This window comes from Cellulosimicrobium sp. XJ-DQ-B-000, assembly GCF_031119065.1.
Classification (GTDB): domain Bacteria; phylum Actinomycetota; class Actinomycetes; order Actinomycetales; family Cellulomonadaceae; genus Cellulosimicrobium; species Cellulosimicrobium funkei.
The window spans coordinates 15086-37948 of sequence record NZ_JAVHYN010000001.1; the positions used below are offsets into that span (position 1 = coordinate 15086).

Annotated in this window: 26 protein-coding genes and 1 riboswitch; of the genes, 11 read left to right on the top strand and 15 right to left on the bottom strand. The window is 76.2% G+C overall.

Annotated features, from left to right (window positions below):
- The first annotated feature begins 44 nt into the window (after window positions 1-44).
- Genes RDI86_RS00070 through RDI86_RS00085 form a run of 4 tightly spaced genes read left to right on the top strand, consistent with a single transcriptional unit; the run spans window position 45 to window position 3138 of the window.
- Complete coding sequence (locus RDI86_RS00070) at window positions 45-737, top strand: FCD domain-containing protein (protein ID WP_308820375.1); 693 nt, start codon at window positions 45-47, stop codon at window positions 735-737.
- Between the two features lie 26 nt (window positions 738-763).
- Window positions 764-1813 (top strand): quinone oxidoreductase, encoded by a 1050-nt coding sequence (locus RDI86_RS00075; RefSeq protein ID WP_194216588.1) that lies wholly within the window; start codon window positions 764-766, stop codon window positions 1811-1813.
- Window positions 1810-2091 carry a hypothetical protein gene (locus RDI86_RS00080; protein WP_076406572.1) on the top strand — a complete coding sequence of 94 codons (282 nt, stop codon included), beginning with the start codon at window positions 1810-1812 and terminating at the stop codon, window positions 2089-2091. The genes RDI86_RS00075 and RDI86_RS00080 overlap by 4 nt, the downstream gene beginning before the upstream one ends.
- A gap of 36 nt (window positions 2092-2127) precedes the next feature.
- Window positions 2128-3138, top strand: a complete 1011-nt coding sequence (locus RDI86_RS00085) for a DUF4862 family protein (protein WP_308820376.1) — start codon at window positions 2128-2130, stop codon at window positions 3136-3138.
- Between the two features lie 73 nt (window positions 3139-3211).
- Here the strand turns inward: RDI86_RS00085 and thiD are convergent, their stop codons facing one another.
- Window positions 3212-4072, bottom strand: a complete 861-nt coding sequence (gene thiD / locus RDI86_RS00090; protein ID WP_244550512.1) for a bifunctional hydroxymethylpyrimidine kinase/phosphomethylpyrimidine kinase — start codon at window positions 4070-4072, stop codon at window positions 3212-3214.
- 104 nt (window positions 4073-4176) lie between these two features.
- Window positions 4177-4271, bottom strand: a riboswitch (TPP riboswitch).
- A gap of 77 nt (window positions 4272-4348) precedes the next feature.
- On the opposite strand from thiD, the gene RDI86_RS00095 reads away from it, so the two are divergent.
- Window positions 4349-4573, top strand: coding sequence for a hypothetical protein (locus RDI86_RS00095; protein ID WP_034651423.1), 225 nt, complete (start codon window positions 4349-4351; stop codon window positions 4571-4573).
- Between the two features lie 72 nt (window positions 4574-4645).
- Here RDI86_RS00095 and RDI86_RS00100 read toward each other — a convergent pair whose 3' ends face one another.
- The 8 genes from RDI86_RS00100 to infC all read right to left on the bottom strand — a co-directional run bounded on the left by RDI86_RS00100 (window position 4646) and on the right by infC (window position 12902).
- A complete protein-coding gene (locus RDI86_RS00100; protein ID WP_061269204.1) occupies window positions 4646-5530 on the bottom strand; it encodes an SDR family oxidoreductase in 885 nt (294 codons plus the stop codon).
- On the bottom strand, window positions 5527-8148 hold the full coding sequence (gene pheT / locus RDI86_RS00105) for a phenylalanine--tRNA ligase subunit beta (RefSeq protein WP_308820377.1): 2622 nt from the start codon (window positions 8146-8148) through the stop codon (window positions 5527-5529). Before pheT ends, RDI86_RS00100 begins: the two co-directional genes overlap by 4 nt.
- On the bottom strand, window positions 8148-9269 hold the full coding sequence (gene pheS, locus RDI86_RS00110) for a phenylalanine--tRNA ligase subunit alpha (protein ID WP_308820378.1): 1122 nt from the start codon (window positions 9267-9269) through the stop codon (window positions 8148-8150). Before pheS ends, pheT begins: the two co-directional genes overlap by 1 nt.
- 286 nt (window positions 9270-9555) lie before the next feature.
- Window positions 9556-10200, bottom strand: a complete 645-nt coding sequence (gene thpR / locus RDI86_RS00115) for an RNA 2',3'-cyclic phosphodiesterase (protein WP_158097225.1) — start codon at window positions 10198-10200, stop codon at window positions 9556-9558.
- On the bottom strand, window positions 10197-11075 hold the full coding sequence (locus RDI86_RS00120) for an RNA methyltransferase (protein ID WP_076406622.1): 879 nt from the start codon (window positions 11073-11075) through the stop codon (window positions 10197-10199). The genes thpR and RDI86_RS00120 overlap by 4 nt, the downstream gene beginning before the upstream one ends.
- A 68-nt stretch (window positions 11076-11143) precedes the next feature.
- Complete coding sequence (gene rplT / locus RDI86_RS00125) at window positions 11144-11530, bottom strand: 50S ribosomal protein L20 (RefSeq protein WP_024840664.1); 387 nt, start codon at window positions 11528-11530, stop codon at window positions 11144-11146.
- Between the two features lie 67 nt (window positions 11531-11597).
- Window positions 11598-11792, bottom strand: coding sequence for a 50S ribosomal protein L35 (gene rpmI / locus RDI86_RS00130; protein WP_034653792.1), 195 nt, complete (start codon window positions 11790-11792; stop codon window positions 11598-11600).
- Between the two features lie 108 nt (window positions 11793-11900).
- The gene (gene infC, locus RDI86_RS00135; RefSeq protein WP_308820739.1) at window positions 11901-12902 is read right to left on the bottom strand and encodes a translation initiation factor IF-3; all 1002 of its coding nucleotides are present in this window, start codon (window positions 12900-12902) and stop codon (window positions 11901-11903) included.
- A 381-nt stretch (window positions 12903-13283) separates the two neighbouring features.
- On the opposite strand from infC, the gene RDI86_RS00140 reads away from it, so the two are divergent.
- The 6 genes from RDI86_RS00140 to RDI86_RS00165 all read left to right on the top strand — a co-directional run bounded on the left by RDI86_RS00140 (window position 13284) and on the right by RDI86_RS00165 (window position 18022).
- Entirely contained in the window at window positions 13284-13748 is a 465-nt protein-coding gene (locus tag RDI86_RS00140) for a Fur family transcriptional regulator (RefSeq protein WP_081600341.1), read from the top strand.
- Between the two features lie 113 nt (window positions 13749-13861).
- Entirely contained in the window at window positions 13862-15376 is a 1515-nt protein-coding gene (locus RDI86_RS00145) for a catalase (RefSeq protein ID WP_061267598.1), read from the top strand.
- Between the two features lie 154 nt (window positions 15377-15530).
- On the top strand, window positions 15531-15893 hold the full coding sequence (locus tag RDI86_RS00150) for a DUF1844 domain-containing protein (RefSeq protein ID WP_043659864.1): 363 nt from the start codon (window positions 15531-15533) through the stop codon (window positions 15891-15893).
- Complete coding sequence (locus RDI86_RS00155) at window positions 15890-16645, top strand: hypothetical protein (RefSeq protein ID WP_308820379.1); 756 nt, start codon at window positions 15890-15892, stop codon at window positions 16643-16645. The genes RDI86_RS00150 and RDI86_RS00155 overlap by 4 nt, the downstream gene beginning before the upstream one ends.
- Window positions 16642-17403 carry a serine protease gene (locus RDI86_RS00160; RefSeq protein ID WP_308820380.1) on the top strand — a complete coding sequence of 254 codons (762 nt, stop codon included), beginning with the start codon at window positions 16642-16644 and terminating at the stop codon, window positions 17401-17403. The genes RDI86_RS00155 and RDI86_RS00160 overlap by 4 nt, the downstream gene beginning before the upstream one ends.
- Before the next feature lie 94 nt (window positions 17404-17497).
- Entirely contained in the window at window positions 17498-18022 is a 525-nt protein-coding gene (locus RDI86_RS00165; protein WP_051028483.1) for a hypothetical protein, read from the top strand.
- A gap of 72 nt (window positions 18023-18094) precedes the next feature.
- Here the strand turns inward: RDI86_RS00165 and RDI86_RS00170 are convergent, their stop codons facing one another.
- The 6 genes from RDI86_RS00170 to RDI86_RS00195 all read right to left on the bottom strand — a co-directional run bounded on the left by RDI86_RS00170 (window position 18095) and on the right by RDI86_RS00195 (window position 22591).
- Window positions 18095-18841, bottom strand: a complete 747-nt coding sequence (locus RDI86_RS00170) for an SseB family protein (RefSeq protein WP_076406558.1) — start codon at window positions 18839-18841, stop codon at window positions 18095-18097.
- Window positions 18838-19569 (bottom strand): bifunctional 1-(5-phosphoribosyl)-5-((5-phosphoribosylamino)methylideneamino)imidazole-4-carboxamide isomerase/phosphoribosylanthranilate isomerase PriA, encoded by a 732-nt coding sequence (gene priA / locus RDI86_RS00175; RefSeq protein ID WP_034654096.1) that lies wholly within the window; start codon window positions 19567-19569, stop codon window positions 18838-18840. Before priA ends, RDI86_RS00170 begins: the two co-directional genes overlap by 4 nt.
- Before the next feature lie 82 nt (window positions 19570-19651).
- The gene (hisH, locus tag RDI86_RS00180; protein ID WP_051028482.1) at window positions 19652-20326 is read right to left on the bottom strand and encodes an imidazole glycerol phosphate synthase subunit HisH; all 675 of its coding nucleotides are present in this window, start codon (window positions 20324-20326) and stop codon (window positions 19652-19654) included.
- A complete protein-coding gene (locus RDI86_RS00185; RefSeq protein WP_034654090.1) occupies window positions 20323-20835 on the bottom strand; it encodes a hypothetical protein in 513 nt (170 codons plus the stop codon). The genes hisH and RDI86_RS00185 overlap by 4 nt, the downstream gene beginning before the upstream one ends.
- Entirely contained in the window at window positions 20832-21431 is a 600-nt protein-coding gene (gene hisB / locus RDI86_RS00190) for an imidazoleglycerol-phosphate dehydratase HisB (RefSeq protein WP_021482124.1), read from the bottom strand. Before hisB ends, RDI86_RS00185 begins: the two co-directional genes overlap by 4 nt.
- Window positions 21428-22591, bottom strand: coding sequence for a histidinol-phosphate transaminase (locus tag RDI86_RS00195; protein ID WP_061267594.1), 1164 nt, complete (start codon window positions 22589-22591; stop codon window positions 21428-21430). The genes hisB and RDI86_RS00195 overlap by 4 nt, the downstream gene beginning before the upstream one ends.
- Between the last annotated feature and the right edge of the window lie 272 nt (window positions 22592-22863).

A 22863-nucleotide genomic window follows, 5' to 3' on the forward strand; every position in this document is an offset into this window, starting at 1 on the left:
TACGCTAGCGCCGATCAAGTCCTCAGACAACCTGAGAGGTCTCCATGACCGCGCTGCAGCGACGCCCCCTGGCCGACCAGGCCGCCGAGCTCCTGCTCGAACGCGTGCGATCCGGTGCCTGGCCCCTCGACCACCGGCTGCCCGGGGAGCAGGCGCTCGCCGCCGAGCTCGGTGTGGGCCGCTCGACCGTCCGCGAGGCGATCCGCCAGCTCGCGGGCCGCGGCGTCCTCGACAGCAGGCAGGGCTCGGGCGTGTACGTCGTCTCGACGGACACCACCGACGACTGGGACGAGGTGCTGCGCCGCGGCGAGATCGTCGACGTGCTCGAGGTGCGCGCCGCGCTGGAGGCGGAGGCCGCGGGGCTCGCCGCCGCGCGCCGCACGCCCGCGGACCTGCGCACCATGACGACGGTGCTCGCCCGCCGCGGGCAGGTCGCGGCGACGGCGTCGCCCGCCGAGTACGTTGACGCGGACCTCGCGTTCCACCGGGCGGTCGTCGACGCCGCGCACAACGCGGTGCTCGCCGAGCTCTTCGCGACCTTCGTCCCGCGCCTGCGTCGCGCGATGGTCGCCATGGTCGACCTCGACCGGACGGGCACGACGCACCGGGACGACCAGGACGCGCACGAGGCGATCCTGGACGCCGTCCGCGACCGGGACACCGGCCGCGCCGCGGCGGCGGCGCGCGAGCACCTCGCGGCCGTGCACGCGAAGGTCGCCGACCGAGGGCGACCGTGACCGCCGCGCGACCCTAGGCTGAGGCCATGCACGCGATCGTGGCCCGCGCGGCGGGCGGTCCCGAGGTCCTCGAGTACACCGAGCTGCCCGACCCGTCGCCGGGCCCGGGGCAGCTTCTCGTCCGCTCCGCGGTGGCAGGCGTGAACTTCATCGACACGTACAAGCGCTCCGGCGTGTACGCGATGGACTACCCGCACGTCGTCGGGAGCGAGGGGGCGGGGGTCGTCGCCGAGGTGGGCGAGGGGGTCGAGGGGTTCGCCGTCGGGGACCGCGTCGTGTGGACCGAGGCGCCGGGGTCGTACGCGGAGCTCGTCGTGGTGGACGCCGGGCAGGCGCTGCACGTGCCCGACGCCGTCTCGCTCGAGGACGCGACCGCCGTCGCGCTCCAGGGGCTCACGGCGCACTACCTGTGCACGTCGTCGTACCCCGTCCGCCCGGGCGACCGCGTGCTCGTGCACGCGGGCGCGGGCGGCGTCGGGCTGCTCCTGACGCAGATGCTCGTGGCGCGGGGCGCGCACGTGATCTCCACGGTCTCGACCCCCGAGAAGGCGGAGCTGTCCCGCGGCGCGGGCGCCGAGCACGCGATCCAGTACACGGCGTTCGCCGACCTCACCGCCGAGCTGCCCGAGGTCGTGCGGGGGCTCACGGGCGGCGAGGGCGTCGCGGCGGTGTACGACTCGGTCGGCAAGGACACGTTCGACGCGTCGCTCGCGTCGCTGCGCCGCCGCGGCACGCTCGTCCTCTACGGCGGCTCGTCGGGGCAGGTCCCCCCGTTCGACCCGCAGCGCCTCAACGCGGGCGGCTCGCTGTTCCTCACGCGGCCCAAGCTCGCCGACCACACGGCGACGCGCGCCGAGCTCGTCGAGCGCGCGACCGAGGTGCTCGGCGCCGTCGCGGGCGGCACGCTGCACGTGCGCGTCGGCGCGACGTTCCCGCTCGCCGACGCCGCCGACGCCCACCGCGCGCTCGAGGGACGGGCGACCACCGGCAAGGTGCTGCTCCGGCCCGCCGGGGCGGACGACGCTCCCGCCACCACGACCGGCACGACGACCGGCACGACGACCGGCACCGCGTGAGCTGGGACTGGGTGCCGCCGCGTCCCGGCGAGGAGGACGGCTCCGACGGCGGCCCCTCCCCCGCGCTGCGCCGCACCGTGACCGTGCTCGCCGTGCTGCTCACCGCGGTGTTCGTCGTCTACTACGTGACCGTGGCGGTGCGCCAGCAGGCGGACGCGTGCGTCGCCGACCGGCCCGCGGGCGTCGCGGTGCAGGACGTCGAGGCACGGTGGCGCTGGGTCCCGCCGGGCTACGCGTGCGAGTACGCCACCGCCGACCAGGACGTCGCCCGCGCCTGACGCGTGAGGCAGCCCCACCCCGACCGACGAGGACCGATGACCGACCTGCACGACCGCCCCCTGACCCTGCTCGGTGCCTACGCCCTCGCGGGCGTCCCCGACCCGGGCGGCTGGTACGCCGCCCTCGACGAGGACGGCCTCGGCGGCCTCGAGCACCCCGTCGACCCGGACGACCCGGGCGCGCTCGCGACGACCGCGGCCGCGCTGCCGGCGCACTGGGCGCTGCTGCCGACGACGGTCGCCGCGACGGCCCGCCGCGCCGGGGCCGACCGCTCCTACGGCCTCGCGTCCGACGACGAGGAGGGTCGGCGCGAGGCGGTCGACGGCGTCGCACGCGTCCTCGCGGCCGTGACCCGGCTCGCCGAGGCGGAGGGTCGACGGCGCGTCGTCGCGGTCGAGCTCCAGTCCGCGCCCGGTCCGGGCCGCGGCTCCGGCGCGGCGCTCGCGCGCAGCCTCACCGAGCTGGCCGCCGTCGCGCCCGCCGGGCTGCCGCTCGTGGTGGAGCACTGCGACGCACCACGCCCGTGGGGCGTCGCGGAGAAGGGCTTCCTCGCGCTCGACGACGAGATCGCCGCCGTCGCGCGCGCGGCCCGGGACACCGGCCACCCCCTGCACGTCGGGCTCAACTGGGGCCGGTCCGCCATCGAGGGGCGCAGCGCCGCGACGCCCGTCGAGCACGCGCGGGCGACCGCGGGCGCGGGCCTCCTCGCGAGCGCGATGCTCTCCGGTGCCGCGGGCCGGGCCGGCCGGTGGGGCGCGCCGTGGGCGGACGCGCACGTGCCGCCCCACGGCCCGGACCCCGCGCTCCCCGGCCCGGACGAGTCGATGCTCGGCCCGGCCGAGGTGCGCGAGTTCCTCGCCGCGGCCGGCCCCGTCCCGCTCGTCGGCGCCAAGGTGACCACGCGGCCCGCGGACGCCCCGCCCGCGCAGCGCCTCGCCGTCGCGCGCGCGACGCTCGCCGTGCTCCGCGACGCGCTGGCCGACCTCGACACCGACCGCGGAGCCGACCGCAGGGCCGCCCACGCACCGAGCCGCCCCACGGCCTGAGCGCGTCCCGCGGGCCGGGCGCAGGCACGTCACGGCAGCCCGGGCTCGCCCGGTCGGCCCGGTCGGCCTGGGCTCAGCCCGGCCGCACGGGCGCCGAGCGGTGCAGGTGGTCCACGGGCCCCCGGCCCGTCCCCACCCGCAGCGCGGCGCCGGCACGCAGCGCGCCCGTGAGCCACTCCTTCGCCTCGCGCGCGGCCTCCTCCCAGCTCGCGCGCTGCGGCCGCAGCGCCGCGAGCGCCGCCGAGAGCGAGCACCCCGTGCCGTGGGTGTGGGGCGTGTCGACGCGCTCGGCGTCGAACGTCGTGACGGTGGCCGCCCCCGGCGCGCGGCCCGTCGTCGGCCCGGGCGCGGGGACGACGAGCGCGTCCGGCGACGTGCGTCCGGTGAGGTGACCGCCCTTGAGCAGCACGACGGCGTCGCTCGCGGTCGCGTACGCCGTCGCCTGGCGCAGGGCGTCGTCCCACGTCGTCGCGGGCTCCTGCCCGCCGAGGACGGCGAGCTCGGGCAGGTTCGGCGTGACGACGTCGGCGCGCGCGGCGAGGTCGCGCACGGCCTGCTCGGCGCCCGCGTCGAGCAGGCGGTGGCCGGACGTGGCGACCATCACCGGGTCCAGGACGACCCAGGGCCGCGGACCGCCCGCGGCGGCGCGCGCCGCGGCGAGGTCGTCGAGCCACTCCCCGACGGTGCGGGCGTTCGCCTCGTCCGCGACCATGCCGATCTTCACGGCGTCGACCTCGACGTCGTCGGACACGGCGTCGAGCTGCGCGCGCAGGAACGCCGGCCCGGGGACGTGCACCGACCGCACGCCGTGGGTGTTCTGCGCGACGAGCGCCGTGGTGACGGCCATGCCGTAGGCGCCGTGCGCGCAGAACGCCTTGAGGTCGGCCTGGATCCCGGCCCCGCCGGTCGGGTCGGTCCCCGCGACGGAGAGCACGCGGGGGCGGGACGGTGCCGGGTCGGGCCCACGGCCCGGGTCGGGTCGGTGATCACGGTCCGCGGGGGCGGGGACCGGGTCGGAGGTGTGCCGAGGCAGGGCGAGCGTCATCGCGCGGACATCCCTTCGCTGGTACGAGCCAGATCAGGTTCGACGGGTCTCATCTCAGCCCCGGTGCGGGGCACCCCGTGTCGCGGGCCATGCTACGCGGCGACCCGTGCGCTTTTCACCCGCCCCGACGCGTGAGACGACGCGCGTGCGCGCGTCTTTCCGGGTATGACGCAGCACGTCGCCCCCGCGACCCGCCCCTTCCTGCCGGACGCGCCCGTCCCGGTCCAGGTGCCCGCCCTCTGCACGACGTTCGACCGCGACGGCCGGCGGGTCGTGCTCACGGGCGTCGTCACGCACGACGCAGGCGGGCTCGTGGCGTTCGAGTACGAGCACCCCGAGCGGGGCCTGTGGCACGTGTGGGTCGACCGGGACACGTGCGTCCCGCTGTGACCCGGTGCCCGGACGCACGGACGCCGCCCGACCGGGGGGTCGGGCGGCGTCGGCCGTGCGGGGTGCGTGCGCTCAGCGGGCGGGGAGCTCTCCCGGCATCGGGTCGTCGGCGCCCCAGCGCGTGACGCGCAGCCGACGGCCGTCCGGCCCGGGCAGCGCGACGCCCGCGCGGGCGGCCTCCTGGGCGGCCGCGCGGAGCGACCCGGGCGAGTCGTGCGTCACGCGCACGAACGCCCCCGAGAACGCGTCGAGCTCGCCGCGGGCGATCGCGACGACCATCTCGACCGTGCGCTCGACGGGCGTCCACTCCGTGCGACCCTCGTGCATGACCATGGACGCCGTCATGTCGGTCTGCACGACGCCCGGCGACACCTCGAAGGTCCGCAGCCCGAGCGCGTGGCCCGAGCGGTGGAGGTTCGCCCCGAGGCGCAGCAGCGCCGTCTTGCTCGCGTTGTACGCGCTCGCGCCCTCCATGTCGTGCGAGCCCGCGCCGCTGTTGAGGTCGACGACGCGGCCGCCGCCGCGCGCGAGCATCCCGGGCACGACCGCGCGCGCGAGCAGGAACGGCCCGCGCACGTTGGTCTCCAGGACGGCCCACCACTCGTCGGGGTCCGCCTCCCAGAGCGGCACCTCGGCGTCGACCCGGCCCGCGTTGTTGACGAGCAGGTCCACGCTCCCGAGCGCGGCCTCGGCCTCGCGGACGGCCGCGGCCACCGCCGCCGCGTCGGTCACGTCCGCCGTGACGACGACGGCCCGGCCCGCGCCGGCGAGCGCGGCGATCTCGTCGGCCACCCCGGCGAGCCGGCCCGCGTCGCGCGCGAGGAGCGCGACGTCGAGACCGGCCGCGGCGAGCCCGACGGCGACCGCGCGGCCGATGCCGCGCGACGCCCCGGTGACGAGCGCGGTGCGCGCGGGCACCACGTCCGGCGTCGTGCCCTCCCCCGGTGCGTCGCTCATGCGCGCAGCTCCGCCCCGACGCGCTCGCGCGCGGCGGCCACGGCGCCCTCCCGGACCCGCGCGACGTCGTCGGCGGTGAGGGTGCGGTCCGCGGCGCGCAGCCGCAGCGAGAACGCGAGCGACTTGCGCCCGGCGCCCACCTGCTCGCCCGTGAAGACGTCGAACAGCACGACCTCCTCCGCGAGCTCGCCGGCGCCCTCGACGACCGCGGCGCGCAGCGCCTCGGCCGGCACGTCGGCGGCGACGACGAACGCGAGGTCCTCCTTCGCCGCCGGGAACCCGGAGACCGGCGTCGCCTGGACGGGCTCGTCGGACGCACCTGCGACGAGCGCCGACAGGTCGAGCTCGAACGCCACGGAGCGGGCGGGCAGGCCGACGTTCTCGAGCACCTTGGGGTGCAGCTCGCCCGCGTGCCCGACGACCGTCCCGTCGGCGAGCTCGAGGCGCGCGCAGCGGCCGGGGTGGAACGGGGCCCGCGCGGTGTCGGCGACCACGCGCACGGCGTCGTCCCCCCGCAGGCCGGCGCGGTCCGCGACCAGGCGCGCCGCGTCGAGCGCGTCCGTCCAGTCCGCCGGCCGGCCGGGGCCCCACCAGCCCGCCCGCTCGCGACGACCGACCAGGACGCCCGCGACGTGGCGCGGCTGCGCCGGGAGCGCGGCCTCGATCGCGGCGAGGTCGTCGTCGGAGGGACGCACCCCGCCGGGCAGCGACGGCGCGGCCGGGGCGCCCGGGCGCGGGTGCGTCACGAGCCCGACCTCGAACACGGCGACGTCCCCGAGCCCGCGGCCCACGTTGCGGCGCGTGGTCTCCAGGAGCGTGCTCAGCACGTCCGTGCGCATCAGGGGACGGTCGTCGGCCAGCGGGTTGAGCAGGCGCAGCGCCCGGCGGCGCTCGTCGTCCGCGGGGATCCGCAGCGCGTCGAGCTCGCCCTCGCCGACGAACGGGTAGCTCAGCGTCTCGACGAACCCGTGCTCGGCGAGCGCGCGGGCGACCGACCGGCGCACGCGCTGCTCGCGCGTGAGCCCGCGGCCGCCGGGGGCGGCGGGGAGCACCGACGGGATCTCGTCGTACCCGACGAGGCGCGCGACCTCCTCGACCAGCTCGGCCGGCTCGGTGAGGTCGGGGCGCCACGACGGCGGGGTCACGACGACGACGCCCGTCGCGGCGGCGTCGTCCGCGTCGACCGTGCACCCGATCGCCCCGAGCGTCCCGACGACCTGCTCGAGCGTGTACGGCACGCCGACGAGGCGCTCGGCCTCGCCGACGGGCAGGTGGATCGGGGCGGGCGCGGTCACGCGGTCGAGGTCGCTGACGGCCGGGTCGGCGGTCCCGCCCCCCAGCTCGACGAGCAGGTCGACGACGCGCTGCGCCGCGACCGCGGGCAGCAGCGGGTCCACGCCGCGCTCGAACCGCTTCGCGGCCTCGCTCGACAGCTTGTGGCGGCGCGACGTGCGCGCGACCGTCACGGGATTGAAGTGGGCGGCCTCGACGAGCACCGCCGTCGTCTCCGGCCCGACCTCCGACGAGGCACCGCCCATGACGCCGGCGAGACCCAGCACGCGCGCGCCGCGCGCACCGTCGGGGCTGTCGGTGATGAGCAGGTCCTCCGGGTCGAGCGCGCGGTCCACGTCGTCGAGCGTCGTGAGCCGCTCGCCCGGGGCGGCGCGCCGCACCACGACGGGAGCCGCGACCTTCTCGAGGTCGTACGCGTGCAGGGGCTGCCCGAGGTCGAGCATGACGTAGTTCGTCACGTCGACCGCGAGCGAGATGGGCCGCATGCCCGACGCCGTGAGGCGGCGCTGCATCCACGCGGGCGTCTGCGCCGCGGGGTCGAGCCCGCGCACGACGCGCGTGACGAACCGGTCGCACCCGACGACGCCGTGGACCGGAGCCGCGTCGTCGACCTCGACGGGGAAGCCGTCGGGCGTCGCCGCGGGCGGGGGCGTGGGCAGGGAGCCGGGCAGGCCCGGGTCCGTGAAGCGCGCGCCCGTCGAGTGCGAGAACTCGCGCGCGACGCCGCGGTAGGAGAACGCGTACCCGCGGTCGGGCGTCACGTTGATCTCGAGCACCTCGTCGCCGAGCCCGAGCAGCGCGACCGCGTCCTGCCCCGGGGTGAGGTCCTCGGCCGCGTACCCGAGCCGCGGCAGCACGATGATGCCGTCGTGGTCCTCGCCGAGGCCGAGCTCGCGCTGCGAGCAGATCATGCCGTCGGACACGTGCCCGTACGTCTTGCGGCTCGCGATGGGGAACGGACCGGGCAGGACGGAGCCCGGCAGCGCGACCACGACGAGGTCGCCCGGCGCGAAGTTGTGCGCGCCGCACACGATGCCGCGCGCACCGCCCGCCGGCATGTCTGCCGGCTCGACGCCCTTGATCTCGGCGACGTTGTGCTCCGGCCCGACGTCGACCAGGCACCAGTTGATCGTCTTGCCGTTCTTCTGCGGCTCGGGCGTCATCTCGAGGACGCGCCCGACGACGAGGGGACCCGTCACGGCCGCGCCGTGGATCGCCTCCTCCTCCAGGCCGACGCGGACGAGGTCGGCGGCGAGCCGCTCGGCGGTGAGCCCCGCGGGCAGCTCGACGTGGTCGCCCAGCCAGTCGATGGCGACGTACGGCATCAGATCTCCGTTCCGAACTGGGCGGAGAAGCGCACGTCGCCCTCCACCATGTCGTGCATGTCCGCGATCCCGTGGCGCAGCATGAGTGTGCGCTCGATGCCCATGCCGAACGCGAAGCCCGAGTACTCGTCGGGGTCGACCCCGACGGACCGCAGCACGTTCGGGTTGACCATGCCGCAGCCGCCCCACTCGATCCAGCCCGGCCCGCCCTTCTTCTGGGGGAACCACAGGTCCATCTCGGCGCTCGGCTCGGTGAACGGGAAGTACGCGGGCCGCAGGCGCGTGCGCGCGTCCGGGCCGAACATCGCGCGCGCGAACGCGTCGAGCGTGCCGAGCAGGTGCGCCATGGTCAGGCCCTTGTCGATCGCCAGGCCTTCGACCTGGTGGAAGACGGGCGTGTGCGTCGCGTCGAGCGCGTCCGTGCGGAACGTCTTGCCCGGGCACGCCACGTACAGCGGCACGCCGCGCTCGAGCAGCGAGCGGGCCTGGACCGGCGACGTGTGGGTGCGCAGCACGAGGTTCGACGGCTCCGCGCCGTCCTCGCCGTCAGGGCCGGCGACGTAGAACGTGTCCTGCATCTGGCGCGCGGGGTGGTCCACGCCGAAGTTCAGGGCGTCGAAGTTGAACCACTCCGCCTCGACCTCGGGGCCCTCCGCGATCTCCCAGCCCATACCGACGAAGAAGTCCGCGACGCGCTCCTGCAGCGTCTCGAGCGGGTGCCGCGCGCCCGCGGGGACGCGGTCCACGGGCAGCGTGACGTCCACGGCCTCCTCGACGAGGACGCGCTCGTCGCGCTCGGCCTCGAGCTCGGCCTGGCGCGCGGCGAGGGCCTGGTTGAGCCGGCCGCGCAGCGGGCCGAGGAGCTTGCCCGCGGTCTTCTTGTCCGCGGGGGCGAGCGAACCGATCTGGCGGTTCGCGAGCGCGAGCGGGCTGCGGTCGCCCGCGTGCTCGGTGCGCACGCGCTTGAGCGCGTCGAGGTCGCCGGCCGCGGCGACGGCGGCGAGCGCGGCGGCGAGCGCGCGCTGCAGCGCGTCGGCGTCGAGCGGGGAGGGTCCGGTGGTGGTGTCCGGTCCGCCGTCGCCCGCGTGGGGGGTGACGACGTCGGCGTCAGGGCTGGACATGCGTGCCTTCCTGGCGAGGGCGGGACTGCGGGGAGCGGACGACGGCCGGCGTCGACCCGCGGCACGCGCCGCTCGGGGCGGGGCGTGCGGGGCGCGCACGTGCGCGCGTCGCCGTCATTCTAGGGCGCCCGTCCGGGCCAGGACCCGTCCCGCCACGAGGCGGGCGGGGAGCACGCGTCAGTCGCGCGGGCCCGTGACGGGCCCGGGAAATCGACGACCACCGCGCAGGCTCATGCGCCCCATCCTCGCACAGGCGTCTCCGGGCGCGGCCGGAGGGTGGTCCCGCTCAGCGCGCGGCGGGCCCGAGCGGCAGGGTCCGCAGCGTCCGGTGCACCGGGTGCCCCGAGGCGTCGCCGAGGTCGGACTCGACGAGGTGCAGGGCGTCGGCCGTCCACCCCGGGCCGGCGTACACGGCGAGGGCCGCGGCGGGCGCGGCGAGCGGGTCGCCCGCGGTGCGGTCGGGCCGGGTCGCGCCGCGACCGCGCGCCCGGCGGTTCGCCTGGCGCGCCCCGGCCGCGGCCCGCGCGACGGTGAGGTGCGCGCGCTGCCGGGGACGGCGGTCCACCCGGACGCCGGCGTCGCCCGCCGCCTCGGCGACCGCGGCGCTCAGCGCGCGCAGGGCGTCGGCACCGTCCCCGCCGACGCCGACCCACAGGACGCGGCGGTCGAACACGCCCGCGCCCCGGAGCCGGAGGTCGAGCGGCGCGGCCTCGTGCGCGACCGGCTCGAGCGCCGCCGCGAGGTCGGGGACGGCCCCCTCGGGCACGTCGCCGAAGAACGACACCGTGAGGTGCCACAGCTCGGGAGACGTCCAGCGGACGAGCGGTGCGCCGTCGGGCCGGCGGGCCTCCTGGGCGTGGGCGTCCGCGAGGGCGAGCGCGAGGTGGTCGAGCGCCGCGGCGCTCGGGTAGAGCGCGGCGAACAGCCTCACGCGCCGCCCTCCGGGTCGGCGCCCGGACCTCGGGCGGGCCGGTGCGCGCGGCTGGAGGCGTAGAGGCAGACCGTCGCCGCCGTCGCGAGGTTCAGGGACTCGGCCCGGCCGCGGATCGGCACGCGCACGACGGCGTCGGCCAGCGCGCGGTCCTCCGGGGGCAGCCCCCACGCCTCGTTCCCGAAGACCCATGCGGTCGGCGCGGCGAGGTCGACCGGGCGCTCCGTACCGGCGCCCGCGGCGCCGGCCACGTCGAGCAGGTCGTCGAGGTCGAGGTCCCCCGCGCCGTCGGCGGCGAGGACCGCGAGCCCCGCGCCGCGCAGCGCGGCGACGGCCTCGGCCAGGCTCACGCCCGTGACGACCGGGAGGTGGAAGAGCGACCCGGCCGTCGAGCGCACGACCTTCGGGTTGTGCACGTCGACGCTCTCGCCGGCGAGCACGACGGCGTCGGCCCCGGCGGCGTCCGCCGCGCGGACCACGGTCCCCGCGTTGCCCGGGTCCCGGACCGTCGCGAGCACCGCGACGAGCGCCGGGCGGTCGCGCCGCGCGAGCGTCGCGACGACGTCCTCCAGCCGCGGCGCGTCCGCACGCACGACGGCGAGCACGCCCTGCGCGTCGGCGCTCATCGCCGCCAGCACCTCGGGCGTCGCGCCGTGCACGTGCAGCCCGGCCGCGCGCGCGTCGGCGACGATCTCCGGGTGCCGCTCCGCCGCGGCGGGCGTGACGTAGACGTCACGGACCTGGTCGGGGGCGTGCCGGACCGCCTCGCGGACGCCCTGCGGGCCCTCCACGAGGAGCTGTCCGTGCCGTGAACGCGCCGGACGCCCGGCCAGCGCACGGACCGCCTTGACCCGGTCGCTGCGAGGGTTCGTCAGCGTGGGGTCGAGCGGGCCGGGCGCCGGACGGGCGTCCGTGGCCGACGGGCGGCCGGGCGAGGCGCTGGTCAGGCTGCGGCCTTGGGCGCGTTGACGTCCTCGGGGAGCGCGTCCTTCGCGACCTGGACGAGCGCGTTGAACGCCGCCACGTCGTTGACCGCGAGCTCCGCGAGCAGGCGACGGTCGACCTCGACACCCGCGGCCTTGAGGCCCTGGATGAGGCGGTTGTACGTCAGGCCCTGGGCGCGCGACGCAGCGTTGATGCGCTGGATCCACAGCTTGCGGAAGTCGCCCTTGCGCGCCTTGCGGTCACGGTAGGAGTAGACGAGGGAGTGGGTGACCTGCTCCTTCGCCTTGCGGTAGAGGCGCGAGCGCTGGCCGCGGTAGCCGCTGGCGCGCTCGAGGGTCGTACGGCGCTTCTTCTGGGCGTTGACCGCCCGCTTCACGCGTGCCACGTGATGCTCCTTGCAGTTCGGGGCTCAGGGGTGAGCCGGTCGGTGGCGGGTCCCGCCACCTGCCGGGTCACTTGCCGAGCAGCTTCTTGATGGACTTGACGTCGGCGGGCGAGACCACCTGGTCGGCAGCGAGGCGGCGCTTGCGCTTGGTCGCCTTGTGCTCGAGGTAGTGACGGGCGTTGGTCTGCTCGCGCATGACCTTCCCGGAACCCGTGATGCGGAAGCGCTTCTTGGCACCCGAGTGCGTCTTGTTCTTCGGCATGACTGCCGTCTCTCCTTGTGTCCGGTCAGCCACCTCGCGGTGGCCGACGTGTTCGGGTCCGGGCCGGTGGGCCCGGACCCCGAGCAGGGTCCGTCCGTGGTGCCGGTGTCAGCCGGCCTTGCCGCGCGGCGTCGGCTTGGGTGCCGGCTTGGGCGCGGGGCGCGGGGCGCCCGGCTTCGGCGCGGCGGGCCGGGGTGCTGCGGGCTTCGCGCCGTCCGACGACGCGGGCGAGGCCGCGGGCGTCGGGCGCGGCGCTGCCGGCTTCGAGTCCGCGGCCGGCCGAGCCGCGGGACGCGGGGCAGGAGCCGACCGCGGAGCCGGAGCAGACCGCGGAGCCGGAGCGGAGCGCGGAGCCGGAGCGGCCTGCGCCGGGGCCTCGGCCGGGGCGGGCTCCTCGACCGGGGCGGCGGCCTCGACCGCGGCCGTGGTCTCCGTCGCCTCGACCGCGCCGGTGGCCTCGACGGTCTGCGTCTCGACCGTCTCGGGCTCGTCGGTCACGTCCGCGTCGTCGCCGGAGCGCGCAGCGGCGCGCTGGGCGGACTTGGTGAGACGCGGCTCGGCCTCCTGCGCGCGCTTGCGCTGCTCGCTCTTGGCGTCGGCCTTCTTCTTCACCGGACCGAGCACCATGGTCATGTTGCGCCCGTCCTGCTTCGGCATGGACTCCACGAAGCCGAGCTCCGCGACGTCGTCCGCGAGGCGCTGGAGCAGGCGGACACCCATCTCGGGGCGCGACTGCTCACGGCCGCGGAACATGATCATGACCTTGACCTTGTCGCCCGCCGCGAGGAAGCGCTCGACGTGGCCCTTCTTGGTGCCGTAGTCGTGCGGGTCGATCTTCAGGCGGAAGCGGATCTCCTTGAGGACCGTGTTCGCCTGGTTGCGCCGCGCCTCACGCGCCTTCATGTCGGACTCGTACTTGAACTTGCCGAAGTCCATGAGCTTGGCGACGGGGGGCCGGGCGTCCGGGGCGACCTCGACGAGGTCGAGGTCCGCGTCCTGGGCAAGGCTCAGGGCAACCTCGGTGCGGACGACGCCGACCTGCTCCCCGCCGGGACCGATGAGTCGGACCTCGGGGACGCGGATCCGATCGTTGATGCGAGGCTCGCTGATGTGATGCTCCTAGGAAGTCGTCGGTAGACCGCCCGGACACGAAGAAGGCCTCCGTCCCTGGCGCAGGGCGGAGGCCATCAGGTCGGGACGTCACGCGAACGCGACGACCACGGCGGAACGGTCCCCGAGGGGCTCGCTCCGGACCAGGACCCGGCCTCTGTCGCGACGTGAGTCGGCGGTCGAAGCCCGGGTGGGATGTCATCCACTTGCGCACCCGCACGTCTTCCCCACCACCCGGAACCGGGCGGTGCAGACACGAACGGGTCGGTCAGCTGTCAAGGATAGCAGAGCGGCCGTGCAGGTCGATCCGACCGCACCCGTGGACATCTGATCCGATCCATCAATGGAACTCTTCCAGAATAGGGGGGTAGAGTGGGCGCCATGACCACAGGAGCGACGTCGACCGCGGGCACCGGCCTCGAGGACGGGCCCCGCCGCGCACGCCACGAGAGCGAGCTCCGCGACCACGGCCTGCGCGTCACCGCCGCACGCCTCGCCGTGCTCGACGCCGTCGAGGTGCAACAGCACGCGGACGCCGACGACGTGCTGCGCGCCGCGCGCACGGCGCTCGGCTCCGTCTCCGTCCAGGCGGTCTACGACGTCCTGCACACGCTCACCGACAAGGGGCTCGTGCGCCGCATCGAGCCGGCCGGGCACCCGGCCCGCTACGAGCGCCGGCTCGGTGACAACCACCACCACGTGGTGTGCCGGGGCTGCGGCGCCGTCGCCGACGTGGACTGCACCGTGGGCCACGCCCCGTGCCTCACCCCCAGCAGCACCGCGGGGTTCCGGATCGACACCGCCGAGGTGACGTTCTGGGGACTCTGCCCGGACTGCGCCGACTGACCCCGCACCACCCGCTCCGGGGCCTCGTGCACCCGGAGCGCGTCCGTTTCCTCACGGATGCACTGTTTGAGAACGCCAGACGAGCCGTACCCGCGGCTCACGGAAGGAGACCCATGACCGCCCCCTTCACCACCACGAACGCCGGCGCCCCCGTCGCCTCGGACGCCCACTCGCAGTCCGTCGGCGCCGACGGCCCGATCGTCCTGCACGACCACTACCTCGTCGAGAAGCTCGCCCAGTTCAACCGCGAGCGCGTCCCGGAGCGCGTCGTGCACGCCAAGGGCGGCGGTGCGTTCGGCACGTTCACCGTGACCCAGGACGTCAGCGCGTACACCCGCGCGGCGCTGTTCCAGCCCGGCACGACGACCGAGATGCTCGCGCGCTTCTCCTCCGTCGCCGGCGAGCAGGGCTCGCCCGACACCTGGCGCGACCCCCGCGGCTTCGCGCTGAAGTTCTACACGACCGAGGGCAACTACGACCTCGTCGGCAACAACACGCCCGTGTTCTTCCTGCGCGACGGCATCAAGTTCCCCGACTTCATCCGGTCGCAGAAGCGCCTGCCGGGCTCGAACCTGCGCGACAACGACATGCAGTGGGACTTCTGGTCCCTCTCCCCCGAGTCGGCGCACCAGGTGACCTGGCTCATGGGTGACCGCGGCCTCCCGTCGAGCTGGCGCCACATGGACGGGTTCGGCTCGCACACCTACCAGTGGATCAACGCGGCGGGCGAGCGGTTCTGGGTCAAGTACCACTTCAAGACGCAGCAGGGCATCAAGAACCTCACCGCGGACGAGGCCTCGCAGCTCGCCGGGTCGGACTCGGACCACCACATCCGCGACCTGTACGAGCACATCGAGGGGGGCGACTTCCCGCGCTGGACGCTCTCGGTCCAGGTCATGCCGTACGAGGACGCCAAGACCTACCGGTTCAACCCGTTCGACCTCACGAAGGTGTGGCCGCACGCCGACTACCCGCTGATCGAGGTGGGCGTCATGGAGCTGAACCGCAACCCGGAGAACTACTTCGCGCAGATCGAGCAGGCGACGTTCGCGCCGAGCAACTTCGTGCCGGGCATCGCGACGAGCCCGGACAAGATGCTGCTCGCGCGCATCTTCTCCTACGCCGACGCCCACCGGTACCGCGTGGGCACGAACCACGCCCAGCTCCCGGTGAACGCGCCGCACGCCGCGGCCGAGGCCGGTCACTCGTACGCGAAGGACGGGTCGATGCGCTACTCGTTCTCGTCGGCGACCACGCCGGTGTACGCGCCGAACAGCCGCGGCGGCGCGCACGCCGACCCGGCCCGCGCGGCGGAGTCCGCCGGCTGGGAGGCCGACGGCGAGCTGACGCGCAGCGCCGCGACGCTGCACCCGGAGGACGACGACTTCGGCCAGGCGGGCACGCTCTACCGCGAGGTCTTCGACGACGCCGCCCGCGCGCGCTTCCTCGAGACGATCACGGGCCACGTCGGCGCCGTGCGCAGCGAGGACATCCGCGAGCGCGCCGTGCAGTACTGGACGTACGTCGACGCGAACCTGGGTCGCGAGCTGCGTGCGGCCCTCGCCGCCGCGGACGCCCCGCTCGAGGGCGGCCAGCCCGGGACGGCCGCGGAGCCGGTCCGCGTCTGACCCGTCGTGGCCGCCCTGCGGGGCGGTCGCACCCCGTCGGCCGTCGCCCCTCGCCGGGGGCGGCGGCCGACGTCGTCCCCGGCCCGGGGCGCGTCGGCCGTCCTTCTCGCGCACCGGGCCACCGCTCCCCCCGCCGGATGGAAAGATGGTCGCCATGAGTACCGAGAACGCCGCCGTGCCCGACCCCACCACCGACGCGGTGCGCGACATCGCCGACGTGGCCGCCGTGGAGGTCATCACGTCCGCGGCCGTCCACCTCATGAGCGCCGCCGCCGTCAAGTGCGGCCTCGCGGAGGACGCGCAGGAGCAGGGCCACCTCGACCTGGACGAGGCGCGCAAGCTCATCAACGCGCTCGCCGCGCTCGTGACGGCGAGCGCCCCCGACATCGGCAACCAGCACGCCCGCTCGCTCCGCGACGGGCTGCGCTCGCTCCAGCTGGCCTTCCGCGAGGCGTCGGTCTACCCGGACGCCCCGGGCGAGGGGCCGGGCGAGAAGTACACGGGCGCCGTGAGTTGAGCACGCCCCCGGTCCCGCCCCCGCACGGCGGTCCCGCGGGCCCGCCGCAGCCGCCCGAGAGCGTGCCGCGGGGCACCCCGGCCGACCCGGTCCCGGCGGCCCGACCGGGCGCCGTCGGGCCGCCGTCGTTCGCGCCGGCGGCCGGCCCCGGGGGTGCCGCACCCGGGGCGGCGTCCGCCACGGCGACCGCGCCGGGCGACGGCGCGCCGGCGAGCGACGACGCCGCGGCGACCCGGCCGCGTCGGCGTCGCGGGGCCGTGGTCGCGGTCGTCGTGCTCGCGCTGGCCCTCGCCGCGGCGCTGGGCGTCGGCGCGTACCTGTGGCTCACCACGACGCGCTGGCAGGAGACGAGCGCCGGGTGGGAGGCGCAGGCGCGCGGGCTCGGGCAGGACGTCGCGCAGCTGCGCACCGAGCTCGACGGCGCGAACGCGGAGCTCGAGTCCGCGCGCACCCAGCTCACCGCCGCCCAGGACCGCATCAGCGACCTCGCCAACGAGAAGGCCCAGCTGGGTGACGAGAACGAGGCGTCCCAGCAGTACCTGGACTACCAGAGCCGGGTCTCGGACGCCGCGGGCAAGGTCGCGGCCGCGCTCGGGCAGTGCACGACGGCGCAGACGCAGCTCATCGGGTACCTCAACAACCGGGACGCCTACGACCCCGCCGACATCGACCGGTTCGCGGACCAGGTCGGCGTGCTCTGCCAGGAGGCCACCGACGCGAACGCCCAGCTCCAGCAGGAGCTCGCCGGATGACGCGCCGCCCGTCCCGGCGCGCGGCGGTGCGCGTCGTCGGCGCGCTGCTCGGGCTGTCGCTCGCGGGCGGCTCGCTCGGCGCGTGCGGCGTCCTGCCGGAGCTCCCCGAGCCGGTGCCGGGCTCGGTCGTGCCGTCGCTCGTGGCGCCCGACGACCCGGCCGGCTCGGAGAACCTCTCCCCCGACGGGTTCGACGCCGTCCAGCGCATGGCCGTGCGCATCCGCAACGTCCGGTGCGACGGCCTGTCCACCGGCTCGGGGTTCGCCGTCGACTCCCGGACCCTCATCACCAACAAGCACGTGGTCGACTCGTCGCGCTCGCTCCAGCTCCTCACCTACGACGGGCGTGACATCGCCGCCCAGACGGCGAGCGTGGCCGGTCTGGCGGACCTCGCGATCGTCCGGACCGCGGAGGACCTCCCGTCCGCCCCGACCCTCGCCGCCGCCGACCCGGCGCCCGGCGACGCGGTGACGGTCGTCGGGTACCCCGAGGGCGGGCGGCTCACCGTGACGCAGGGGTCGGTCATCGGCACGACGACGGACCCGCTGCACGAGAACCTCGGCGAGGTGCTCGTCACCGACGCCCCCGTCGAGCCCGGCAGCTCCGGGTCCGCCGCGCTCAACGAGGCGGGCGAGGTGATCGGCGTGGTCTACGCGAAGACGTCGACGGAGAAGTCGCTCCTCGTGCCCGTGAGCACCCTCCAGACGATGCTCAGCGACGAGTCCGCGTTCACGGCCCTCCCGGAGTGCGACGCCTGACCCGTCCGGGCGCCCGTGCACCGACGGCCTCGACGACGAGGCGGTGCGCGCGGTTCCCGCGCGCACCGGGGGGCCCAGGTCTACCCTTCGTGCCATGAGCACACACGCGAGCTCGGACACGCCTCCCGTCGACCCGGCGCACATCACCCACGCGGCGCGCGACACGCTCACCGTGCGTCGCGTCTTCGGGGAGTCGTACGAGCGGGACGGCACGCTCGTCATCCCCGTCGCGACGGTCTGGGGCGGCACGGGATCCGGCTGGGGGTCCGGCGCCGGCGAGCTCTCCGGCAAGGGCGCGGCGGACTGGCGCCGTCGCGTCGGTGCGGCGGCCCGCGGGGCGGACGCCGGTCCCGACGACGGCACCGCGGACGGCGGCTCGACGTCCGACCCGGGCTCCGGCAACGCCGGGGGCGAGGCGGGCGGCGAGGGCTCGGGCGGTGGCGGCGGGTTCGGGGTGCGCGTCGTCGCGAAGGGCGTCTACGTCGTCGACGACGCGGGCGTGCGCTGGCAGCCCGCCCTCGACCTCAACCGCGTGATCCTCGGCGGGCAGGCCCTGGGCGCGGTCGTGGCGTTCTCGGCCGCGCTCGCGTGGGGCCTCAGCCGCCTGCGCCGGCGCTGAGCCCGGACCGCGCTGCCCGCCGACCCGTACGGCCGACGCGTCCGCGCGGGCCGGACCGGGCGGACGACCGCCTCAGTCGGCCCGGCCGACGCGGAGCTCGAGCCCGTCGACGCGCTCGGACACCACGGCGTCCGTGGCGAGCGCGGCGTTGACCTGCCCGAGCACGGCGTCGAGACCGGCGCGGTCGAGACCGGCGTCGATGCGCAGGACCACCGCGACCTCGGCCCGGCGGCCCGGCTCGGCCCAGACGCGCGCGACGTGCGGCACGCCCGCGAGCGACCCCTGCACGGCGGCGAGCACCTCCGGCACGACGACCCCGTCGACGACCGCGGGCGACCAGTCCTTGCCCTGCGCGAGCGCCCACACGGCCGGGCGTGGCACGAGCGCGGTGACCGGTCCCGCCGGGTCGAGCACGAGGAGCGACCAGTCCTCGCTCACGGCGGACAGCGCCGCGCGGCGCGCGTCCACCGGCACCGGCCGCGCGCTCGCGCGCCAGGCCGCCATCGCCGCGACGGACGTGAACACGGGCAGCGCGCGGCGCCCGTCCGGCGCCTCGATGGCGACGACCCCCGCCGACGCCTCCTTGTCGACCGTGTGCCCGTGCTCGCCCTCGCCCGCGCTCTCGAGCTCGGCGAGGATCGGCACGAGCACGCGCGTCTCGCCGAGTCGCGCGACGACGTCGGACAGCGAGGCCGAGCCCGCGGCGTACGCGTCGAGGAGCCCCGCGAGCGCCGGGTCCGCCGACCCGTCGTCGCCCGCGAAGCCGGACGACGGCGGGAGCGCCTTGCCCGGGCCCGCGGGCTCGTGGTCGGTCGTCACGGCCGGCCCGCGACGTCGAGCGCCTGCGGGAGCGTGAACGCGCCCGCGTAGAGGGCCTTGCCCACGATCGCGCCCTCGACGCCGGCCGGCACGAGCGAGCGCAGCGCCTCGAGGTCCTCGAGGCTGGAGATGCCGCCGGACGCGACGACGGGCGCGTCGGTGCGCGCCGCGACGTCGCGCAGCAGGTCGAGGTTCGGGCCGCGCAGCGTCCCGTCCTTGGTCACGTCCGTGACGACGTACCGCGCGCACCCGGCGGCCTCCAGGCGGTCGAGGACCTCCCACAGGTCTCCGCCCTCCTGCGTCCACCCGCGCGCGGCGAGCGTGGTGCCGCGCACGTCGAGGCCGACGGCGATCGCGTCGCCGTGCTCCGCGATGACCTTCGCCGTCCACTCGGGGTTCTCGAGCGCCGCGGTGCCGAGGTTGACGCGGCGCGCGCCGGTGGCGAGCGCGCGCTCGAGCGACGCGTCGTCGCGGATGCCCCCGGACAGCTCGACCTGCACGTCGAGGCGCGCGACGACGTCGGCGAGCAGCTCCGCGTTGGAGCCGCGGCCGAACGCGGCGTCGAGGTCCACGAGGTGGATCCACTCCGCGCCGCCGGACTGCCAGTCGAGCGCGGCGGCGAGCGGGTCGCCGTACGAGGTCTCGGAGCCCGCCTCGCCCTGGACGAGGCGGACGGCCTGGCCGTCGGCGACGTCGACGGCGGGGAGCAGCACGAGGCGGTCGGTCACGAGGGTCTCCATCGGTGTAGGCGGTGGCGCGTCGCTCGCGCCGGGTGGTGCGCGCCGGGCGTGTGCCTCGGCGCGCGGACGGTCAGAGCGAGCGGACCCAGTTCTCGAGCAGGGTCGCGCCGGCGTCGCCCGACTTCTCGGGGTGGAACTGCGTCGCGGACAGCGGGCCGTTCTCGACGGCCGCGACGAAGCGGCCACCGTGCTCGGACCACGTGACGAGCGGTCGGCGGACGGGCGAGTCCGCCGGGAGGTCCTGCCCGGTCGTGAACGACCGGGCCGCGTAGGAGTGCACGAAGTAGAAGCGCTCGTGCTCGACCCCGCGGAACAGCACGCTGCCCTCGGGCACGTCGACGGTGTCCCAGCCCATGTGCGGCACGACGTCGGCCTCGAGACGGTCGACGAGGCCCGCCCACTCCCCGAGCCCGTCGGTGAGCGTCCCGTGCTCGTCGCCCTGCTCGAACATGACCTGCATGCCCACGCAGATCCCGAGGACGGGCCGCCCGCCGGCGAGCCGCCGGCCGACGATCTCGTCGCCTCGCACGCCGCGCAGACCGGTCATGACCGCGGCGAACGCGCCGACGCCCGGGACGACGAGCCCGTCCGCGTCCTGCGCGCGCGCCCGGTCCGCCGTCAGCTCGACGTCCGCGCCGACGCGCTCGAGCGCGCGCACGGCCGAGCGGACGTTGCCGAACCCGTAGTCGAGCACGACGACGGACGGGCGGCGGGCGGCGGGCGTCGCCGCGGTGGGCTCGGTCATGCGCCGTCCTTCCGTGCGCGCCGCGCCGCCGACGTGAGCAGGCGCATCGCCTTCCAGCGCGAGATCGACGAGCTCGCCACGACGCCGTCCTGGTCCGCGAGCGTCGTCGTGCCGGTGAGCAGGTCCTCGAGCGACTCGGGCGCACCGCCGAGCACGAGGCCCGGCGCGAGGGTGTCACCCTGCACGCCGTCCGCCCAGCGCGTCATCGTGAGCTGCTCGCCGCTGCGCTCGACGAGCACGAGCGGCACGCCCTTGACGAGGGTCGTCAGAGCGGCGGCCGCGTGCGCGGGCGCGTCGCCCGCGGGGTCGCGCAGCACCGCCACGGCACCGACGTCGGTCGGGACGACGTCCGCCTCGACCTGCGCGAGCGAGCACGCCGCCGCGAGCGGCTCCGCGCCCGCGATCTGCGTGATGAGCGCCACGAGGTCGGGGACCGCCGAGGCCGTCAGCGACGAGAGGTCGTCGGGGATCTCGACGCCGTCCAGGGCGTCGTCGTCGTGCGTGCTCACAGGGCTCCCTTCGTGGACGGGACGCCCTCGACGCGCGGGTCCGGCGCGACGGCGGCGCGCAGCGCCCGGGCGAGCGCCTTGAACTGCGCCTCGACGATGTGGTGCGGGTCGCGGCCCGCGAGGACGCGCACGTGGATGCAGATTCCCGCGTGGTGGGCGATCGACTCGAGCACGTGCCGCGTGAGCGACCCCGTGAAGTGCCCGCCGATGAGGTGGTACTCCTGCCCCTCCGGCTCGCCCGAGTGCACGAGGTACGGCCGCCCGGACACGTCGACGACGGCGAGCGCGAGGGCCTCGTCCAGCGGGACCGTCGCGTCGCCGAAGCGCCCGATGCCCACCTTGTCGCCGAGCGCGACGCGCAGCGCCTCGCCGATCGTGATCGCGACGTCCTCCACCGTGTGGTGCGCGTCGATGTGGGTGTCCCCCGTCGCGACGACCTTGAGGTCGATGAGCGAGTGCTTGCCCAGCGCCGTGAGCATGTGGTCGTAGAACGGGACGGTCGTCGAGATCTCGGTCCGTCCGGTCCCGTCGAGGTCGAGCTCGACGAGCACGCTCGACTCGGACGTCGCGCGCTCGATGCGCGCGGTGCGCTTCACAGTCCTGCCACCTCCACGAGGGCCTGACGGAAGGCCCTCATCTCGTCGCCGGTGCCGATCGACACCCGCAGCCAGCCGTCGGGACCAGTCTCCCGGATGAGCACGCCCCGCTCCAACAACGCCGCCCAGACCGCGTGCCGGTCCGCGAACGTGCCGAACAGGACGAAGTTGGCGTCGGACTCCGCGACCTCGACCGGACGACCGTCCGGGTGCCGCAGCGAGCGCAGCCACGCGACGGTCTCGTCGCGGCGCTCGCGCAGCGCGGAGACCTGCGCGAGCAGCTCGCCCGAGTGCGCGAGGGCCGCGCGCGCGACCGCCTGCGTCACGGCCGACAGGTGGTACGGCAGGCGCACGACGCGCAGCGCGTCGACGAGCTCGCGCGACGCCGCGAGGTACCCGACGCGAGCGCCCGCGAGCGCGAACGCCTTGGACATCGTGCGCGTCACCGCGAGGTTCGGGTAGCGCTCGAGCAGCTCGAGCGCCGACGGCGTCCCCGCGCGCCGGAACTCGCCGTACGCCTCGTCGACGACGACGACGGCGGGCGCCTCCTGCCCCCCGGGGAGCGGGACGCGCACCGCGAGCGCCGCCTCGCACACCGCCTCGACGGTCGCGGCGGGCAGCGCCGTGCCGGTCGGGTTGTTCGGGCTCGCGAGCAGGACGACGGACGGCTGCTCGCGCGCGATCACCTCGCGGGCGTGCTCCGGGTCGAGCGTGAAGTCCTCCGCGCGGCGCCCGACGACCCAGGCCGTGTGCGTGTCGCGCGCGTACTCCGGGTACATCGAGTACGTCGGCGCGAAGGAGACGGCCGTGCGCCCCGGGCCGCCGAAGGCCTGCAGCACGTGGAGCATGATCTCGTTCGAGCCGTTCGCGGCCCAGAGCTGCTCCGCCCCCAGCGCGACGCCCGCCTCCGTCCCGAGGTAGGCGGCGAGGTCGGAGCGCAGGCCGAGGAAGTCGCGGTCGGGGTAGCGGTTTAACCCGGTGGCGGCGTCGTGCACCGCGCGCGTGATGGTCGCGACGACGGCCTCGCTCGGCGCGTGCGGGTTCTCGTTGACGTTGAGCAGGACCGGGACGTCGAGCTGCGGCGCGCCGTACGGCTCGACGCCGGCGAGCTCGGGGCGCAGCGGGAGCAGGGGTCGTCCCGCGACGGAGGGTGGGGTCACTCCCCCAGTCTACGAAGCGTGGACGCGCGGCCGCCCGTGACGTCCGGCACGCGGGCACCCGGGACGACGGGCACGCGGCGGTCCCCGGGACGGTCGGCGCGCGGTCGGCGCGCGGTCGGCCGGGACGGTCGGCCTCGCCGACGAGAGGCGGAGGTCCCGACCTGGGCGGACGTCGGTCGCCGGTCCGGCCGTCCGGGGCGCCGGAGCGGCGTCGCGCGCGTAGCGTCGAGAGGGAAGGGAGGACTGTCGGCAGGGTCCTCCTGGCCCTCTCC

Bases quoted from the DNA above. Each gene is read 5' to 3' on its own strand.
- RDI86_RS00075 (WP_194216588.1), top strand. From the start codon at position 764: ATGCACGCGATCGTGGCCCGCGCGGCGGGCGGTCCCGAGGTCCTCGAG.
- RDI86_RS00145 (WP_061267598.1), top strand. From the start codon at position 13,862: ATGACCGCCCCCTTCACCACCACGAACGCCGGCGCCCCCGTCGCCTCG.
- RDI86_RS00165 (WP_051028483.1), top strand. From the start codon at position 17,498: ATGAGCACACACGCGAGCTCGGACACGCCTCCCGTCGACCCGGCGCAC.
- RDI86_RS00100 (WP_061269204.1), bottom strand. From the start codon at position 5,530: ATGAGCGACGCACCGGGGGAGGGCACGACGCCGGACGTGGTGCCCGCG.
- pheT (WP_308820377.1), bottom strand. From the start codon at position 8,148: ATGCCGTACGTCGCCATCGACTGGCTGGGCGACCACGTCGAGCTGCCC.
- hisH (WP_051028482.1), bottom strand. From the start codon at position 20,326: ATGACCGAGCCCACCGCGGCGACGCCCGCCGCCCGCCGCCCGTCCGTC.
- RDI86_RS00140 (WP_081600341.1), top strand. From the start codon at position 13,284: ATGACCACAGGAGCGACGTCGACCGCGGGCACCGGCCTCGAGGACGGG.
- RDI86_RS00150 (WP_043659864.1), top strand. From the start codon at position 15,531: ATGAGTACCGAGAACGCCGCCGTGCCCGACCCCACCACCGACGCGGTG.
- RDI86_RS00070 (WP_308820375.1), top strand. From the start codon at position 45: ATGACCGCGCTGCAGCGACGCCCCCTGGCCGACCAGGCCGCCGAGCTC.
- rpmI (WP_034653792.1), bottom strand. From the start codon at position 11,792: ATGCCGAAGAACAAGACGCACTCGGGTGCCAAGAAGCGCTTCCGCATC.
- pheS (WP_308820378.1), bottom strand. From the start codon at position 9,269: ATGTCCAGCCCTGACGCCGACGTCGTCACCCCCCACGCGGGCGACGGC.
- RDI86_RS00085 (WP_308820376.1), top strand. From the start codon at position 2,128: ATGACCGACCTGCACGACCGCCCCCTGACCCTGCTCGGTGCCTACGCC.
- RDI86_RS00160 (WP_308820380.1), top strand. From the start codon at position 16,642: ATGACGCGCCGCCCGTCCCGGCGCGCGGCGGTGCGCGTCGTCGGCGCG.
- RDI86_RS00095 (WP_034651423.1), top strand. From the start codon at position 4,349: ATGACGCAGCACGTCGCCCCCGCGACCCGCCCCTTCCTGCCGGACGCG.